The organism is Sulfuriferula nivalis (assembly GCF_009937995.1).
Taxonomy (GTDB): Bacteria; Pseudomonadota; Gammaproteobacteria; order Burkholderiales; family Sulfuriferulaceae; genus Sulfuriferula; species Sulfuriferula nivalis.
In genome coordinates this window covers 207,812-222,465 of record NZ_AP021881.1, presented here as the reverse complement: position 1 = coordinate 222,465, position 14,654 = coordinate 207,812, and the positions used below count along the sequence as shown (strand labels likewise).

At 47.2% G+C, this 14,654-nt stretch carries 23 protein-coding genes; 14 read left to right on the top strand and 9 right to left on the bottom strand.

The window, feature by feature from the left end; all coding sequences use genetic code 11:
* Positions 1-2 precede the first annotated feature (2 nt).
* Entirely contained in the window at positions 3-1,100 is a 1,098-nt protein-coding gene (locus SFSGTM_RS01195) for a DUF1972 domain-containing protein (RefSeq protein ID WP_162083559.1), read from the top strand.
* Between the two features lie 50 nt (positions 1,101-1,150).
* On the top strand, positions 1,151-2,110 hold the full coding sequence (locus tag SFSGTM_RS01190) for an acetyltransferase (protein ID WP_162083558.1): 960 nt from the start codon (positions 1,151-1,153) through the stop codon (positions 2,108-2,110).
* Between the two features lie 67 nt (positions 2,111-2,177).
* On the opposite strand, the gene SFSGTM_RS01185 is transcribed toward SFSGTM_RS01190, so the two are convergent.
* Positions 2,178-3,722, bottom strand: a complete 1,545-nt coding sequence (locus SFSGTM_RS01185) for a plasmid recombination protein (protein ID WP_162083557.1) — start codon at positions 3,720-3,722, stop codon at positions 2,178-2,180.
* Between the two features lie 418 nt (positions 3,723-4,140).
* Here SFSGTM_RS01185 and SFSGTM_RS01180 point away from each other — a divergent pair, with 418 nt between their 5' ends.
* Entirely contained in the window at positions 4,141-4,314 is a 174-nt protein-coding gene (locus tag SFSGTM_RS01180) for a type II toxin-antitoxin system MqsR family toxin (protein WP_198420594.1), read from the top strand.
* Positions 4,315-4,316: 2 nt separating this feature from the next.
* Complete coding sequence (locus SFSGTM_RS01175; RefSeq protein ID WP_162086150.1) at positions 4,317-4,718, top strand: type II toxin-antitoxin system MqsA family antitoxin; 402 nt, start codon at positions 4,317-4,319, stop codon at positions 4,716-4,718.
* Positions 4,719-4,798: 80 nt separating this feature from the next.
* Here SFSGTM_RS01175 and mazF read toward each other — a convergent pair whose 3' ends face one another.
* Positions 4,799-5,134, bottom strand: coding sequence for an endoribonuclease MazF (mazF, locus tag SFSGTM_RS01170; protein ID WP_162083556.1), 336 nt, complete (start codon positions 5,132-5,134; stop codon positions 4,799-4,801).
* Complete coding sequence (locus SFSGTM_RS01165; protein WP_162083555.1) at positions 5,134-5,376, bottom strand: AbrB/MazE/SpoVT family DNA-binding domain-containing protein; 243 nt, start codon at positions 5,374-5,376, stop codon at positions 5,134-5,136. Before SFSGTM_RS01165 ends, mazF begins: the two co-directional genes overlap by 1 nt.
* 253 nt (positions 5,377-5,629) lie before the next feature.
* On the opposite strand from SFSGTM_RS01165, the gene SFSGTM_RS01160 reads away from it, so the two are divergent.
* Positions 5,630-5,911 carry a type II toxin-antitoxin system RelE/ParE family toxin gene (locus tag SFSGTM_RS01160; protein WP_162083554.1) on the top strand — a complete coding sequence of 94 codons (282 nt, stop codon included), beginning with the start codon at positions 5,630-5,632 and terminating at the stop codon, positions 5,909-5,911.
* 11 nt (positions 5,912-5,922) lie between these two features.
* Complete coding sequence (locus tag SFSGTM_RS01155; protein WP_162083553.1) at positions 5,923-6,273, top strand: HigA family addiction module antitoxin; 351 nt, start codon at positions 5,923-5,925, stop codon at positions 6,271-6,273.
* Positions 6,274-6,282: 9 nt separating this feature from the next.
* Here SFSGTM_RS01155 and SFSGTM_RS01150 read toward each other — a convergent pair whose 3' ends face one another.
* Positions 6,283-6,573, bottom strand: coding sequence for a type II toxin-antitoxin system RelE/ParE family toxin (locus tag SFSGTM_RS01150; RefSeq protein ID WP_162083552.1), 291 nt, complete (start codon positions 6,571-6,573; stop codon positions 6,283-6,285).
* Between the two features lie 2 nt (positions 6,574-6,575).
* A complete protein-coding gene (locus SFSGTM_RS01145) occupies positions 6,576-6,863 on the bottom strand; it encodes a CopG family transcriptional regulator (RefSeq protein ID WP_162083551.1) in 288 nt (95 codons plus the stop codon).
* Positions 6,864-6,958: 95 nt separating this feature from the next.
* On the opposite strand from SFSGTM_RS01145, the gene SFSGTM_RS17260 reads away from it, so the two are divergent.
* The gene (locus SFSGTM_RS17260) at positions 6,959-7,108 is read left to right on the top strand and encodes a type II toxin-antitoxin system PemK/MazF family toxin (RefSeq protein WP_332836253.1); all 150 of its coding nucleotides are present in this window, start codon (positions 6,959-6,961) and stop codon (positions 7,106-7,108) included.
* A gap of 47 nt (positions 7,109-7,155) precedes the next feature.
* On the opposite strand, the gene brnA is transcribed toward SFSGTM_RS17260, so the two are convergent.
* The 3 genes from brnA to tnpA are packed head-to-tail and all read right to left on the bottom strand — an operon-like array spanning position 7,156 to position 8,051.
* On the bottom strand, positions 7,156-7,422 hold the full coding sequence (brnA, locus tag SFSGTM_RS01135) for a type II toxin-antitoxin system BrnA family antitoxin (protein WP_162083550.1): 267 nt from the start codon (positions 7,420-7,422) through the stop codon (positions 7,156-7,158).
* The gene (locus tag SFSGTM_RS17285; protein WP_353545247.1) at positions 7,406-7,690 is read right to left on the bottom strand and encodes a BrnT family toxin; all 285 of its coding nucleotides are present in this window, start codon (positions 7,688-7,690) and stop codon (positions 7,406-7,408) included. The genes brnA and SFSGTM_RS17285 overlap by 17 nt, the downstream gene beginning before the upstream one ends.
* A complete protein-coding gene (gene tnpA / locus SFSGTM_RS01125) occupies positions 7,635-8,051 on the bottom strand; it encodes an IS200/IS605 family transposase (RefSeq protein ID WP_162083548.1) in 417 nt (138 codons plus the stop codon). Before tnpA ends, SFSGTM_RS17285 begins: the two co-directional genes overlap by 56 nt.
* Positions 8,052-8,071: 20 nt before the next feature.
* Between tnpA and SFSGTM_RS01120 the strand changes: the two genes are divergently transcribed.
* Positions 8,072-9,304, top strand: a complete 1,233-nt coding sequence (locus SFSGTM_RS01120) for an RNA-guided endonuclease InsQ/TnpB family protein (RefSeq protein ID WP_162083547.1) — start codon at positions 8,072-8,074, stop codon at positions 9,302-9,304.
* Positions 9,305-9,650: 346 nt separating this feature from the next.
* On the opposite strand, the gene SFSGTM_RS01115 is transcribed toward SFSGTM_RS01120, so the two are convergent.
* Positions 9,651-10,622, bottom strand: a complete 972-nt coding sequence (locus SFSGTM_RS01115) for a hypothetical protein (protein WP_162083546.1) — start codon at positions 10,620-10,622, stop codon at positions 9,651-9,653.
* A gap of 89 nt (positions 10,623-10,711) precedes the next feature.
* Here SFSGTM_RS01115 and SFSGTM_RS01110 point away from each other — a divergent pair, with 89 nt between their 5' ends.
* From SFSGTM_RS01110 to SFSGTM_RS01085, 6 genes are all read left to right on the top strand, one after another.
* Positions 10,712-12,265 (top strand): AAA family ATPase, encoded by a 1,554-nt coding sequence (locus SFSGTM_RS01110; protein WP_162083545.1) that lies wholly within the window; start codon positions 10,712-10,714, stop codon positions 12,263-12,265.
* A gap of 249 nt (positions 12,266-12,514) precedes the next feature.
* The gene (locus SFSGTM_RS01105) at positions 12,515-12,862 is read left to right on the top strand and encodes a hypothetical protein (protein ID WP_162083544.1); all 348 of its coding nucleotides are present in this window, start codon (positions 12,515-12,517) and stop codon (positions 12,860-12,862) included.
* Positions 12,859-13,245 carry a hypothetical protein gene (locus SFSGTM_RS01100; protein WP_162083543.1) on the top strand — a complete coding sequence of 129 codons (387 nt, stop codon included), beginning with the start codon at positions 12,859-12,861 and terminating at the stop codon, positions 13,243-13,245. The genes SFSGTM_RS01105 and SFSGTM_RS01100 overlap by 4 nt, the downstream gene beginning before the upstream one ends.
* 1 nt (position 13,246) lies before the next feature.
* Positions 13,247-13,606, top strand: coding sequence for a hypothetical protein (locus SFSGTM_RS01095; protein ID WP_162083542.1), 360 nt, complete (start codon positions 13,247-13,249; stop codon positions 13,604-13,606).
* A 10-nt stretch (positions 13,607-13,616) separates the two neighbouring features.
* Positions 13,617-14,144 carry an HAD domain-containing protein gene (locus tag SFSGTM_RS01090; RefSeq protein WP_162083541.1) on the top strand — a complete coding sequence of 176 codons (528 nt, stop codon included), beginning with the start codon at positions 13,617-13,619 and terminating at the stop codon, positions 14,142-14,144.
* Entirely contained in the window at positions 14,141-14,653 is a 513-nt protein-coding gene (locus SFSGTM_RS01085; RefSeq protein ID WP_162083540.1) for a 3'-5' exoribonuclease domain-containing protein, read from the top strand. The genes SFSGTM_RS01090 and SFSGTM_RS01085 overlap by 4 nt, the downstream gene beginning before the upstream one ends.
* Position 14,654: the final 1 nt, after the last annotated feature.

Here is a 14,654-nt window from a genome sequence, read left to right as displayed (position 1 = left end):
TTATGCAAAAAACTATCCGCATCCTCGGCACACGAGGCGTCCCCGCTGCTCATGGCGGCTTTGAAACCTTTGCCGAACATTTGGCATTGTATCTGGTCAAGCAAGGCTGGCAGGTCACAGTGTATTGCCAGGAAGATGGCGAAGGACATGTATTTGAAGATAGCTGGCAAGGTGTGCGCCGCGTGCGTATGCCCGTGGCGACTGAGGGTGCTGCGGGTACTATCGTATTTGACTGGAAATCGACTGTGCATGCCGCTGGCGAATCTGGTTTGATATTAACGCTTGGTTATAACACGGCGATTTTCTGTGTACTGTATCGTTTACGTGGTCACAAAAATCTCATCAATATGGATGGCATAGAGTGGCATCGACAAAAATGGGGCGCAATTGCCAAGCTCTGGTTCTGGATGAATGATTGGGCTGGGTGCTGGCTGGGTAACCATTTAGTCGCGGATCATCCCGAGATTAAAAATCACCTCGCCACGCGGGTGAGCCGTGACAAGATCACGACCATACCTTATGGTGCTGATGCAGTTGATCATGCTGATATCAGCGCATTAACGCCTTATCAACTCACCCCTAATCGCTATGCAATTCTGATCGCGCGTGCAGAACCAGAGAACTCCATCCTCGAAGTCGTTCGCGCCTGGTCGCGTCGACAACGGGGTATGCAGTTAGTGGTGTTAGGCAAATACGATCCTAACCACGCCTATCAACGCGCAGTGAAAGAAGCCGCCTCTGACGAAGTGCGCTTTATCGGTGCGGTTTACGACAAACCTACCGTAGCAGCTTTACGCTTTCACGCACAATTGTATGTGCATGGCCATCAGGTAGGTGGCACCAATCCATCGTTAGTTGAATCGTTGGGCGCTGGCAATGCAGTATTGGCGCATGACAATCCATTCAATCGCTGGGTGGTAGCGGATGGCGCTCGTTATTTCAAAAACGAAGATGAATGCGCTGCTGCATTAGATAACTTGCTTGATAACGATACGGAGATAGCGAACATGAAAGCTGCCAGCCGTAGCCGTTTTGATGCAGAGTTTACTTGGGAAAAAGTTCTCAAGGAGTATGAGGACTTGTTGTTAGAGTGGTTATAACTCGCTTATGCACCCACATCATTTATACACTTTAACCATTCAAGCCAAAATTGACTTACATAGACGTATTCAACGGCGATGCAGATGGGCTTTGCGCACTACAACAATTGCGCTTGTCTCATCCTGTTGACTCAGAGCTGATTACCGGAGTGAAGCGCGATATTACTCTGCTCCAGCAGGTACGCGCCGAACCTGGGGATATTGTCACTGTATTGGATATTGGGCTCGACCAGAATCGTGATGCTTTAGTGAAACTGCTGGATATGGGTGTGCAGGTGCATTATTTCGATCACCATTTTGCGGGTGATATTCCGCCCCACACCAATCTGCATCAACACATCAATTTGAGTGCAGAAACTTGCACCAGTGCAATAGTGAACGAGTCATTGAATGGGCAATTCGCCATCTGGGCGATAGTCGGTGCTTATGGCGATAATCTCGCTGCCGTAGCCGAGCAAATTGCCGCGCCACTCAACCTCTCAACCGAACAACTAGCGTTGTTGCATGAATTGGGCGAATGTCTTAATTACAATGCTTATGGCGAAACACAGGACGACTTGTATTTCAAGCCAGCAGAACTTTCCATGCGTATGCGTGCTTACGCAGATCCGTTCGTGTTTATGCGCGAGGATACTGTGTTCGCTACTCTGCGCGCTGGCTATGCCGAAGATATGGCTAAGGCAGCAATGCTACAGCCTGCACATCAAACAGCTGGTGGCGCTGTATTCATACTGCCAGACGAAGTATGGAGCCGACGCGTGAGCGGTGTGTACAGCAATGACCTGGCATCCAACCACCCTAATCGTGCGCATGCCATACTCAGCCATAACTCAGCAGGCGATTACACAGTCAGCGTACGCGCACCTATGGTCAACAAAACAGGTGCAGACACTTTATGCAGACAGTTCCCTAGTGGTGGTGGACGTAAAGGTGCGGCAGGGATTAACCACTTACCAGCGGCATCACTCCCCTTGTTTTATGAACAATTTAATCTGGCTTATCCTGGCTAGGGATTTATCGCCTGCACGCTACTGCGTTGCTCACAGGTTAGCATAGACGATTGGAAGGCAGCCGAAATCAGGACGGAGTCATACCACTTGATTGCAACACTTCTTCGCATATCTGCGGCAGTTCATAAAGCCGCACCTGACCATCTTTACTCCTGACATGAACTGATGCAACTAAATTGTCAGCTATCGCCATTTCGTAAATTTTTTCGGCGATAGCCTCGTTGACTGTAAAAACGATTTCTGGCCATTTTTCGGCATCCGCCTGTTCTCTGGCTATGCGGTAGAGTGCAACTGCTTTTAGTTCGTCTGTCGCCTCTTGAGGCAGTATATGCACACGGCTTTTATGCATCTGTACAAGCACGCCGTACCGGATTAGTGTCTGTGCATTGATGACTTGTTGTGCAGATTCAATAGGATTCAGCACTACCTGCTGAACCCAAGAATTCACTTCAGAACTGTAAGATTCGTCGAGTTCTATAAGCGTGCTTGCCAAGTCAGTTAACTTAGCCTCTTTCTTAGCAACCGCATCCACGCGAGCATCAATTATTTTGTTCCTCTCTACAATATCGACAATCTGAGAGGCAACTTCATTTTTGAAATACTGTTGTTGTGCGCGTGAAACTTGCAAATACGTATTAACATCGTCTAGGTTGAGCATTTTGCGTTTTTCAGTGATTACTATTAACTCTCCGACTAAATTTTCCTCACGACGGGTTACAACTTCGACAGTTTCGTATTCGAGTTTTGGCAAAACCGGCGCGCCGTTGGTTAGTGCCTGAACCGCTGCTTGAACATTTGACAGTTTTGTTTCCATCGCATCAGCATCCTCTTTTGCCTGCGCTTGGCGGCGCTCATATGTTGCGATGTTCAGTTGTAATTTGTCGATATCACCTTTTTTGGCATCAAGTTCTTCCTGCACTTTCAGAGCAAGCGTTTCATTATTTCGCAGTTTTTCTAGCGCAGCATCAAGCGCTTTTCTGGCTGCTTCTAATTCTTTTGGTAGGTCTTCGTGCAGTTGCCTAACCGTCCGATTTATCGTTTTAGAATAATCTTCACCAGCTAATATGCGCTCAAATTTTGGTTTTCCACGATGTATCTCATGCGATTGATAGACTTCTCCCACGACATCCTGCAGTCGCTTCGCCACTTCCCTGTTGATTGATTTTGACAAAGGAATGCCTTCCAGATTATATGCTGGCATTTGATAGTGTGCATGAGGAGCCGATTCGTCACGATGAACGACAAGCCCGGTCAATGTTGTATTTAGTTCTGCAGAGATTCGATCCGCCGCTTCTTTGTAAAGGGCGTTTTGCTCAGCGATGGACAGCGCGTTAATGACTGGTTGGGCTTCATGGCTAAAGGTGATAATACCCAAAGTTGCAATAGCAGCATCCTTTTTCATTGCACGTTGCGGGTTTCTTAATGCGCGACGGTCTAAACAAATATCACGCAACGCTTTTTCGGCACGCGGCTCAAGGAAGATTGAATTTAAGTGAGTCCGCGTCTGATCAACATAATTCGGCACAGGCTCAGACCGCACATCGTGCCGCCGCTGGCCTTTCGCTAAAGATGCGTACTTGTGTACTACGCGAGTCGATACACTTTTGCTCATATTATCTCCCGCTAACTACAAGCTGAATAAAGGGTTCAAAAGGAGCACACTGCTCAGATTGGGACGCGATGTTAAGGTTATGGCTAGTAGGTTTAAGCCTGATGTGCTTATGTTAGCATCTGAAGTGTGATACGGCAATACCAGCTGCGTAGTCTTACGCATTCCGCCTGGAAAGATATCAGTTAGTCACGGCTGGTTTGCACTGAGTGTGCTCATGATCAAGTGTCGCCAGCCTCATGCTGCCGATGCAAAACCCACGGAGTCTCAATTCTAGGTGAATAACTCACCTGCCGAGAGGACATTGCAGAGGAAAGAGCAAAATACGATGCATCGTTTGGGCTGGGCACTAAGCTGGTGCCATCGAAATGGCCGCCATCAATCCATTTGACAACATAACCAATTAGGTTAGAATTTATTCATGGAGAAACCAACCCCACATTGCAAGCTAACCATCGTCAAAGCTTTCGTTGAAGCTGGCAAAGTACGCACAACCAATACGGCTAGACTTGGAGCCACTGCATTGGGATTGGAACCTTCCGACATGCTGGCAGTGGTGACGCGCTCACGCCAGCTGATTTTTACAAGAGCATGAGCATGAAATGTCCTGTTTGCGGCGCTGCGGAACTTATTCACGACACCCGCGACCTGCCCTATACCTACAAGGGTGAAACCACTGTTATTCCAGTGGTAACCGCTGATTTTTGTCCTGCTTGTGATGAGTCCATCACCGACATAGTTGAAACTGAGCGTGTCATGCGTGAGATGCAGGCATTCAACAAACAGGTGAACGCGGCCATTGTTGACCCTGCTTTCATCATCAGCGTACGCAAAAAGCTAGACCTTGGACAGCGTGAGGCTGCCGAAATCTTCGGTGGTGGCATCAATGCATTCTCGCGCTATGAGAACGGCAAAACCAAGCCACCGTTGGCATTAGTTAAACTGCTCAAACTGCTGGATCGTCACCCCGATCTGCTTAATGAGGTCAGAACCGTCTGATCTTTTCGCAGACCGTCAATGTGAAAGGGCTTTGCTCTTTATGAGTGGTGGAGTTCCGTAGAATTGCATCCAACTGCCGATTATTTGCCAATAAGGGCAGATACTTTATTTCGCACTATCATTAACTCATCGGGAGTTATTTTTCCCTTATAAGTAGCCTTGCGCGCAACCCAATCGAGACTTTTTATCTGGTCAGACAACACGGCACTTGATCGATCACCAGCGATCACAACCTCGAATGGATAACCTTTGATCTGCGTAGTTATCAGGCAACACAACATCAATCCGGTTTTACCATTGTAGGATGCGGGACTGACAACTACCGCTGGCCTATGCCCGGCTTGCTCATGCCCTGCCTGCGGATCGAATTGTAACCACACAATATCACCTGATTCAGGTACATAGCTTTGCCCCATTACAAAAACTCCTTGCCGACTGGCGTACCAAAATCAGCGCCGATATTCAAATTTTCTGGTGTGATGTCAGCAAGCAATTGCGCCAGATCATATTCAGTTGACCGAATCGGCTCGATAATAATACGGCCACCTTCTTCCCGAACATCAACCGACGCATCCAGACTCAAACAAGCTGATTCCATTATTCCAGCAGGGATACGAACAGCAGCACTGTTTCCCCATTTCTTCACGATTACACGCATAACACCGCCTGTTGATTCAATGTTGATACGTCAATAGATTTACCACTATGTGTCAACATTGTTGATACGCGCAGACGACTATAATTTGTATGAATCTTGCTATTCAATGATTGTTATAGTAGTAGCCATAAGGTAGCGCCCCAGCATCGCATACCTGATCAGCGTCAACACAGTGCAGTCATCGGACAACGCAACATCAACCACTCCAAATTTAACGATTCCAATTTAACGCCTATCGTTATATCATATAACCATGATCAAAACATTCGCTAATAAAGAAACAGCTGCATTATTTGCCGATGAACGGGTTAGAAGATTGCCACCCGATATTCGTCAGGTAGCGCGTCGTAAACTGGCGCAGTTGCATCATGTAACTAGCGTAGATGATTTGCAGATTCCACCAGGTAATCGTCTCGAGCGTTTATCGGGGGACAGGCTAGGCCAATACAGTATCCGCATCAATGATCAATGGCGAGTTTGTTTTCGGTTTGAGGATGGCAATGTATTCGATGTTGAAATAGTGGATTACCACTGATGGAGGATGTTATGAGTATTACGATAGACGATGTGGCTGGTATGGATTTTAGTGATGTAGCTGAGGCAGGAAAACTAAAGCCTATCCATGCGGGTGAGATTTTGCGGGAAGAATTTATGAAACCGATGGGTTTGTCCGCTAGCGCTGTAGCTGTGGCTTTGCATGTTCCCGCACCTCGTATTAATGATATTGTGCTGGAACGAAGAGGGATTTCCGCCGATACCGCAGTGCGGTTAGCTCGTTTTTTTGGGATGCCTGCTGAGTTTTGGATGGGGTTACAAGCGGATTACGATAGGCGCATGGCTGAAAACAAGCTGGCAGTCATGCTGCCACAGATACGGCGTTATCAGGCAGCAGCATAAATTTTATGCTCAACTATAGCCAGCCTCTCGTTGGCTACGCAAGGCCAGCACGAAAACCGTATCTATTTCCACAACATACCGATACAGAGCAATATATCCACGCGAGCGTCGGCCAATCACCAATTGTCGTTTATTACCATCAACAGGTTGACCAATAAGTGGGTTATATTCCAAGACATTGATCGCCTGAGTAATGGCTAAAATCCGCAATGGCGCGTCTTCTATTTCAGACTGTGCTAAATGATCAAGAATTTGATCAATATCATCACCCACCTCGGGCGCCAATTCAATTTTCGCCATGCTTAACGTGCTAACTTACGCGCATTTGGACGAACGCTGTCTGTTTTCCCCACTATTTTATTTTCAAGATAAATACGCATTTCTGACCAAGGAATCGCATTACCCGTTGCGACGATATTGGCATATCGTTGATCTGCCGGCTTATTTAATTCAAGCTGCTGTTCCGCCTCTAACGTCTTTTCCATAATTGCTTGCAACATAAAGTGATGCGTTGTATCACCCATCTGTTCGGCAGCGGCAGCTATCCGCATTTTCAGATCATCGGGTAAGCGTATGGTTGTAGTAGACATGTTGAACGCCTATAAGTTATCAGCAACACTATATTGTAGCACTGCAGTGCTACAATATAGGCTAATTTACAGATGGTAATCCCCACTATACTTGGATACTGACAACAATTAAGACAACAGGTGTTATTCGTTGCGATCAACCTCGCGTGCTTGATCTTGGTGGCCGCAATGCAAGCAAGGTTGACACCTTACCCGCCTCCAATATGGAAGAAGTATTGGCAAAGCTCACTCCAATTTTTGAGTAAGTAGCAGCATCACCTGATAAAACACCAGGTAAATATGTAGAAACTATTTAGTGACTGTGCAACTTCTCTTGTAGCCAAATTTTGATAAGCGACTGGTAAGGCACATCGCGAGAATTCGCAGCGGCTTTAATGGAATCCAGAAGATGCTGAGGCAGGCGCAGCGAAATTGTTTTTGTCGACGGCTTCAAATTAGGCAGCACAACCTTGCGCGCCTTTGTCCAATCTAAATAATCCGCTGAATCCTCTTTATCCCAAAAGGCTTGCTCTTCTGCCTCATTAGCAAATTTCGGAATCGGTTTAAGTTGCTTGTTCATAAATCATGCGCTCCTTCTTGTGCATATCTCTGGCCGAAATAACCCGAATTTTCTCACTGGCATTACGCAATGTGAACGTAATATGTAATGTACGTCCCTCGTCTGTCTTGCCTAATGCGTGAAAGCGTGACTCACCTTGACTGTGTTTTATCAGTCGGCGCGTAAAACCTCGTCCTTCAGGGCGAGGATGTAAGCGCGAACGGCGAAGCCGTTCAATGCGGTGTTTGTTGTTGCTCAATATATTGCCTAATAATCTCAATCGGCGCACCGCCGCAACTACCAGCAAAATAACTCGGTGACCATAACGCACCACCCCACAACTTCTTTCGGATACTTGGGTAGTCCTTTTTCCGAATCATTCGGCTAGATACGCCTTTAAGGCTGTTGACCAGGATGGAAACTGAAACCTTGGGCGGATAGTTCACTAGTAAATGCACATGATCATCTTCACCATCAAATTCCACCAGTTCCGCCTCAAAGTCTTTGCACACTGCTGCAAATATCGGACGCAATTCGTCCAAAATAGTTTTTGTAAACACTTCTCGTCTATATTTAGTGACAAAGACCAAATGTACATGCATTAAAAAAACGCAGTGTCTTCCATGTCTAATGTCATTGTTTTGATCCATAGACCTAGTATAATAAAACCATGAAACGCTTGCAAGCCTACAAGTTTGAACTCATGCCTAACGGTGAGCAATCACGCGCCATGCGTCAATACGCGGGTTGTTGCCGTGTGGTGTATAACAAAGCCCTAGCGTGGCAAAATGCACAATATCAAGCCGACAATACCTTCAAATTCAGCTACACCAAAACAGCCAATTTACTGCCTCAATGGAAAACAGAACTTACTTGGCTCAAAGACGCACCCAGCCAAACATTGCAGCAGTCACTAAAGAATCTGGAATCCAGCTTCAGGAACTTCTTTGCTAAACGCACTGAGTTTCCCAAGTACAAAAAGAAAGGCATGAGTGACAGCTTCAAATTTCCACAAGGCTTCAAAATTGAGCAACAGAACAATCGCATCTTTTTACCCAAGTTGGGTTGGCTACGTTACCGCAATAGCCAAGCAATGCTTGGCACCCCAAAGAACATCACCGTATCACTCAAATGCGGCAAGTGGTACGCCAGCATCCAGACTGAGCGTGAGATAGAGCAGCCAAGACACCTATCTACCAGCATGGTGGGTGTTGACGTAGGTATCGCCAGATTTGCTACGTTAAGCAACGGACAAGTATTCACAGCTATCAACAGCTTCAAACAAAAGCAAGCCAAGCTTGCGCGTTATCAACGCGCATTAGCGCGTAAGGTTAAATTCAGCAGTAACTGGAAAAAGCAGAAAGGCAAAATAACCAAACTCCACAGCACGATTGCGAATATCAGGAAAGACAACCTGCATAAGACGACTACCCGCATCAGCCAAAACCACGCCATGATAGTGATAGAAGATTTGCAGGTCAGCAATATGAGCAAAAGCGCCAAAGGAACGATGGAAACCGAAGGAAGCAACGTCAAAGCCAAGTCAGGCTTGAATCGTTCCATCCTGGATCAAGGCTGGTTTGAATTCAGGCGACAGCTTGAATACAAACAGGCATGGAAAGGTGGCGAGGTAATCGCGGTCAATCCGCGCAACACCAGTCGTACATGTCCGTGTTGTAAGCATGTAGCCAAAGAAAACCGTCTCACACAAGCAAAGTTTGAATGTGTGGAATGTGGCTATAGCGACAATGCTGACTTGGTTGGGGCAATCAATATATTAGCGGCAGGACATGCCGTGTTAGCGCGTGGAGTGACGGTGCAACAAGACCGCACGATGAAGCACGAACCCACTGAAGGCATCCGCAAATCATCGCGTGAACCCGTAGGAATCCCCCGCATTTAGGTGGGGGAGGATGTCAAGTTTTCGTTAACACGCAATACGGATATTTTTTTGAATATTGGCGACTTTTCTAATATATCAACTTGCTCAATCATACCGCACTTACCTAGTCCAAACTGCGCATAGCCTTAAGAGTAGCATCTAATTTTCCCCTTTGCTATTCCCAACCTAACGCTTTTTAACACCATGAAATCGAGTGAAGTGTATTATTCTGCCCCAATTAATTAATCAATCAGCACCATTTCGGTTACTGAGCATTAATCAATCGCCAACAAATCGCCACCATTTCTGGTGATAAATGTTAATCAATTGACCCCATTTAATTAACGAAGTGTGACATCAACCATTTTTAGCGATCTAAACCAAACAAACTTTTACATGCTCGGCAATAAACTCGATGATACATTTTATTAGCATCGCGCCTGCATTCACTTTCCTCAATCACACTCACCCCACGATCGCATTGCTCGCAATAGGCACTACGTGCTTCGTTCAAGAATTTAGGACGTTTATGCCTGGATAGCACACCGTCAGGAGAAGAGAAAGCACCAGCCGCATCAAGTTCAATCTCATAACCAAATACTGGCGTCACTGTCTGATCTAGCAACCAATCCGGCACCACCTCACGTGGCCTACTCACGACGAACATTCCGACACAGTTGGCTTTGGGTGCGTGCTGTAAGTCTTGTTTCTGGGCGACTTCAACTCGATACCCCAACCATTGCATGACAGGTACGGCCTGGTTGATCCAGTGCTCACACGAACCACTACCATCTACCAGCAGTATTACGGCTTTATCCTCAACCGACTCTGTTTCGGGTTTTATCAGCGTTAGTGTTCGATCGATTTTATCCAACTGCTCCAAACCATACTGAAGCAACGCCAGCAGTGTCTGACGCATCGAACCGGAACCCATCTCGCGCAGCTTCTCATGCAGTGCTGGCGGCAAGCTTGCCAGTATAGGTCGTGTCCCTTTGGGATCCAGTTGCCCATATACCTGCACGGGCATACTGCTATCTCCAACACTATTCTCTTCGCGCGACTTCAGTTCGAAAGCAAAGGCAGCCCCTTCGGACCGTGCAATTAATTGCATGTCTGGCTTTATCAAGTCTTCAAGCACCCAGCGTGCCAGTATGGCGAATGCATGAGTTGTGCTGCCACTCGTCCCTGCAGATAACTTATCGGCGAGTGCCACAGGTACGGGCAGTGGCATTTTCTTCACACCCTGTAGATCGATGTGTGGCAAAAGGATTAAAAAATTCCCCGCTCGATCAAGGATTTTGATGGTGCCGGTATCGGTATGGACTAAATCTGAACTCATTTCAATGCCTATGAATGGACGCGCGCATGCCTGGGTCTTGACAAAATGCCTACGCTATGGTATTATTACATATCTTTGGAGAATTCACAATGAATTTAAATTCGAGCAACGATGGAGATTTACATAACCTAGCATTAGCAAACGTACCAGATCACATACACAAGCCAATTCGTCAGCTACTCCCTAAGCTGCCAGTCACCGCCAGAAAAGTATTCACCGACCTGTTTAAGGGTGCCGTGCTGAATCGCTACGAGGTGGCAGATAAATTCAAAGCCATTAAGAAAGACAACAAGCTGGCATTTAGCTTGCTGTCACTATTCCTCATGGACGCCCGCCATCAAATGCAATTGGTAGAGCGTGTTGCCCAGGCGCTGGGTAAACAAGCTGGCGAGTTTGATGACTATATCGTGGATGCATGGTGGGCCATCGCTGCCGAAATGGGCTCGGAGCAAGGCAAATTACATCAGATATACCTAGCGTTATTAAAGAATGACTTTACTCGTGCTGAGGAAGCTGCAGCATTGTGCGAAGAATGGCTCACCCATCGCGGCATTACACGTGAGCGGCCGATAGAGATATTAGCGAAGGCAGTTGCAGCGGAATTGGCAATTCGAGACAACAATCCCAAAATTGCACGCCTGTTGCTACAGAACACGTCACCCCTTGAATTGGTGAATCTGAAAGATGATCAACTGGATAAGCTTCAGCGTATGGCAATTAAAGCGTTTGATGACAATCCCGCTGAGCCTGTCCCTGCAGGGCATATTCGTGTCATCCGCTCTATTACCAAATCAGAAGATAAACGTGAGAAAGATGCGCTGGCACGCTACTCACAATTGCGGTTGCCGATACCACTTGCAGCCTGCCCTGAAAATACCCAATGGGCTCAGATACTCAAGTATGAGTTTCCGTGGATGGGTGAAGTCATCGATCATATTAAGCTTAGCGCTACCTTCCGCAAGAACATGGGGCAATCGACACTGCATTTTGATCCTGTCTGCCTGGTCGGCAGTGCAGGTATCGGCAAAAGCCGTTTTATTAAACGGCTAGGCGAAGTGTTAGCCACGCCATCTCGGGTGCTGTCACTAAACGGCATGGCTGACAACATGATGCTCAAAGGTGCTGGTCGTGGCTGGGGCACATCCCGTCCGGGCATACTGGTTGATATGATGCTGCAGCAAAAATGCCCAAATCCCATCATCGGGCTGGATGAGATTGATAAAGTCGGAGAGAACCGACATAACGGCAACGTATGGGATAACTTGCTTGGCATGCTGGAACCGCAGACCGCCCAGAATATCTTTGATGAGTTTCTGCTGGGCGAGGTCGACTATTCACATATCAACTGGATAGCTACGGCGAACTCGATTCATCATATGCCATCCGTGCTGCTCAGCCGTATGCGCGTTATCCACGTCGCACCACCGCAAGCCAAGGACTTTGATGCGATATTGCTAAGCTTGCGTAATGATATTGCTAAAAAGCATGATGCACGTCTGGAGATGCTACCCATCATGGACAACGAAGTGCTGATGGTACTGCGGCAGGCATTTGCAAAGAAACGTAGTGTTCGTGCGCTGATTAGAATGATGCAGCAGATCATGGCTGAAGATGTAGCGCTAAGGCCGGAATACCTCAATTGAGGTCGATGCTTCGCCTTTAGTCACCATTGACGGGGAAAGTTGCCATTGCTGTATCAAGGCGAATATTGCTGATTGATTAGCTTTACTCATGGCCACACCCCCCCCGCCATGGATCGAATTACCAACTAATTTTTTAATACAGAGAGCTGGTGATTGAGAGTATGCCGTTGTCGATGAGTCGAGCTCTTTAGCTGCAATGAACATGATCTGCTGAGGGATTTTTTGACGCATAACCTGGAGGAATTTGAAATGATAAATTGCGATATTGACAAAAACATTCGTGAGCTTGTACGTGAGATGGCGAACGTTGCTGAGAACGATAAAAGGGACGTGCTCAATGGGCTTCTTGCAGAGGATCACGACTGTCCAGAAGCTGATGCCATCAAGGCAGCGATTCGTGCGATTGAGCTCATGCGTCGTCACCGATGTGCACTTGAGCGGCCGACTGAGGAGCTTATCGTTGAGTCGTTTATGCATGCCTTCGTCACAGAATCTAACGTTGAGCAGATTTTGCAAAACTTGCTCAATAAACAGTTTCCGCCGTACAGCGAGAATGATTATGAATATGAGCGCGAGATGAGTGGTGGTGACTGTTGAGCTATTCTCGTCCAAAAACATTAAAAGAAGTGACAGACATGATCATGTCCGGTGTCAGCATCTCGATGGCGATGAAAGAGTTTATCGATGAATTAAGCAAGGTTACTGACGATGACGTTGCGCTGGCCATGGTCACAGATGAGCCGAAGCTGACGGGTGACGCAACGACTGATGCAGTGCTCGGCGGATTCGCCGAGTTGATTGCTGACAATGCATCCAGGCAGGCACCAGCATGGTGTTTCAGTAGGTTGCGATTTCTTACAGAACCGGTGTATACGGGTGGCAAACGCTCGCGAGAGCTGATGATTGAAACAACGCCGCTAGCCATGAGCCGACGCGGGTACTACTGCGGTGATATATTGCTTCGCAATTTTAAGGATTGATATGACTGCCGAAAACGAATTTAAAGTGTACTTGAAGCACTTTGGCTCACCAGTCCCTGATGTTGTATTCGACTGTGTGGTTGATGATAAAGCTCGCACGATAGAAATCACTGTGGATCATCTGGACACGCATCTCTTGCTTCTGTTCGCATTGCGAACGCTTAAGGATCGAGATATTGACGCAATAACGTGGATCGACGGCTGGTCGTCCAGACGCTCAAGATGGCAGTTAATTGTGATCATCGGTGCGTATCGCCATAAAGTCGATATTGTCGAGGTGTTTTCTCTGGACTCATCGAAAAAAGATTTCACGGTCGTCGTTAGAGAAGCAGAACCGCAGGTAACGCAATCCACGGAATGAGTGAGGACAAATGATTATTTATCTTGATTACGACGGAGTCCTGCACGCAGACGAAGCCTACCGCACCAAGCGTGGCGTTGAATTGCGTGGCGGCGGTAAGCTGTTTGAGCATGCAGGCATCCTGATCGATGCGCTGGTGCCATACCCTGACGCCAGGATTGTTCTGTCAACGTCATGGGTGCGAGAGCTTGGCTTTAATCGTGCGAAGAGCTATCTACCAGATGAGCTATCGCGATTAGTGATTGGTGCGACGTATCACAGCAAGATAGAGCGAGATGAGGAATTCACTAACAACATGCGCTGGGGAATGATGACGCGGCACCAACAGATTTACTCGCATGCTGTGCGGCACAAAATTGGTCACTGGTTCGCAATTGACGACGATCATGCTGATTGGCCTGATGTTCAGTTCGATCAGCTGGTAGCAACGAAGGGAAAGCTTGGGTTGAATGATTTTTTTGCAAAGCAGCAGCTGAATAAGTTGCTTAAAGAGCAGCATGAGGCGGAATCAGCTAAACATTTTATGGAGCCGAAATGATCGTTCACTTTGACACTGAATTCACTACGTTACATCTACGCGCAAGGCTTATATCCATTGGCCTAGTGGCTGATGACGGTCGCGAGTTCTATGCGGAGCTGACTGACACTTACGAGTATAAGCACTGCTCAGAGTTCGTGCGTGAAACCGTGCTGCCATTGCTTGATGGCGGTGACGCGCAAAAGGATTCGTATGATCTCGTCATGCAGCTTGGCGCGTGGCTTGAGGATTTCGATGAGCCTGTGACGATGTGTTGCGATTCTATTGAGTATGACTGGACGTGGTTCACCAAGATTTTTACATTGAAAAGCACCTGGCCGGCGAATGTGGATCACCGTCCGATGTTGCTTGAATTACCGATGGAAATTCAAGTCACAATCGTTGAAGAGGCGTTTGACAATGGCTTGCGTCGTCATCATGCGCTAGACGATGCGCGAGCTAACCGACTAGGCTGGCTGGAATTCCAGCGGCTCAAGCTACAATTTAAACCGCTGTTTGATAACTTGTGAT

What these genes read in the sequence shown, in the direction of transcription:
- SFSGTM_RS01195 (WP_162083559.1), top strand. Translation starts at nt 3, where the DNA reads ATGCAAAAAACTATCCGCATCCTCGGCACACGAGGCGTCCCCGCTGCT.
- SFSGTM_RS01185 (WP_162083557.1), bottom strand. Translation starts at nt 3,722, where the DNA reads ATGAGCAAAAGTGTATCGACTCGCGTAGTACACAAGTACGCATCTTTA.
- SFSGTM_RS01180 (WP_198420594.1), top strand. Translation starts at nt 4,141, where the DNA reads ATGGAGAAACCAACCCCACATTGCAAGCTAACCATCGTCAAAGCTTTC.
- SFSGTM_RS01175 (WP_162086150.1), top strand. Translation starts at nt 4,317, where the DNA reads ATGAAATGTCCTGTTTGCGGCGCTGCGGAACTTATTCACGACACCCGC.
- mazF (WP_162083556.1), bottom strand. Translation starts at nt 5,134, where the DNA reads ATGGGGCAAAGCTATGTACCTGAATCAGGTGATATTGTGTGGTTACAA.
- SFSGTM_RS01165 (WP_162083555.1), bottom strand. Translation starts at nt 5,376, where the DNA reads ATGCGTGTAATCGTGAAGAAATGGGGAAACAGTGCTGCTGTTCGTATC.
- SFSGTM_RS01160 (WP_162083554.1), top strand. Translation starts at nt 5,630, where the DNA reads ATGATCAAAACATTCGCTAATAAAGAAACAGCTGCATTATTTGCCGAT.
- SFSGTM_RS01155 (WP_162083553.1), top strand. Translation starts at nt 5,923, where the DNA reads ATGAGTATTACGATAGACGATGTGGCTGGTATGGATTTTAGTGATGTA.
- SFSGTM_RS01150 (WP_162083552.1), bottom strand. Translation starts at nt 6,573, where the DNA reads ATGGCGAAAATTGAATTGGCGCCCGAGGTGGGTGATGATATTGATCAA.
- SFSGTM_RS01145 (WP_162083551.1), bottom strand. Translation starts at nt 6,863, where the DNA reads ATGTCTACTACAACCATACGCTTACCCGATGATCTGAAAATGCGGATA.
- brnA (WP_162083550.1), bottom strand. Translation starts at nt 7,422, where the DNA reads ATGAACAAGCAACTTAAACCGATTCCGAAATTTGCTAATGAGGCAGAA.
- tnpA (WP_162083548.1), bottom strand. Translation starts at nt 8,051, where the DNA reads ATGGATCAAAACAATGACATTAGACATGGAAGACACTGCGTTTTTTTA.
- SFSGTM_RS01120 (WP_162083547.1), top strand. Translation starts at nt 8,072, where the DNA reads ATGAAACGCTTGCAAGCCTACAAGTTTGAACTCATGCCTAACGGTGAG.
- SFSGTM_RS01115 (WP_162083546.1), bottom strand. Translation starts at nt 10,622, where the DNA reads ATGAGTTCAGATTTAGTCCATACCGATACCGGCACCATCAAAATCCTT.
- SFSGTM_RS01110 (WP_162083545.1), top strand. Translation starts at nt 10,712, where the DNA reads ATGAATTTAAATTCGAGCAACGATGGAGATTTACATAACCTAGCATTA.
- SFSGTM_RS01105 (WP_162083544.1), top strand. Translation starts at nt 12,515, where the DNA reads ATGATAAATTGCGATATTGACAAAAACATTCGTGAGCTTGTACGTGAG.
- SFSGTM_RS01095 (WP_162083542.1), top strand. Translation starts at nt 13,247, where the DNA reads ATGACTGCCGAAAACGAATTTAAAGTGTACTTGAAGCACTTTGGCTCA.
- SFSGTM_RS01090 (WP_162083541.1), top strand. Translation starts at nt 13,617, where the DNA reads ATGATTATTTATCTTGATTACGACGGAGTCCTGCACGCAGACGAAGCC.
- SFSGTM_RS01085 (WP_162083540.1), top strand. Translation starts at nt 14,141, where the DNA reads ATGATCGTTCACTTTGACACTGAATTCACTACGTTACATCTACGCGCA.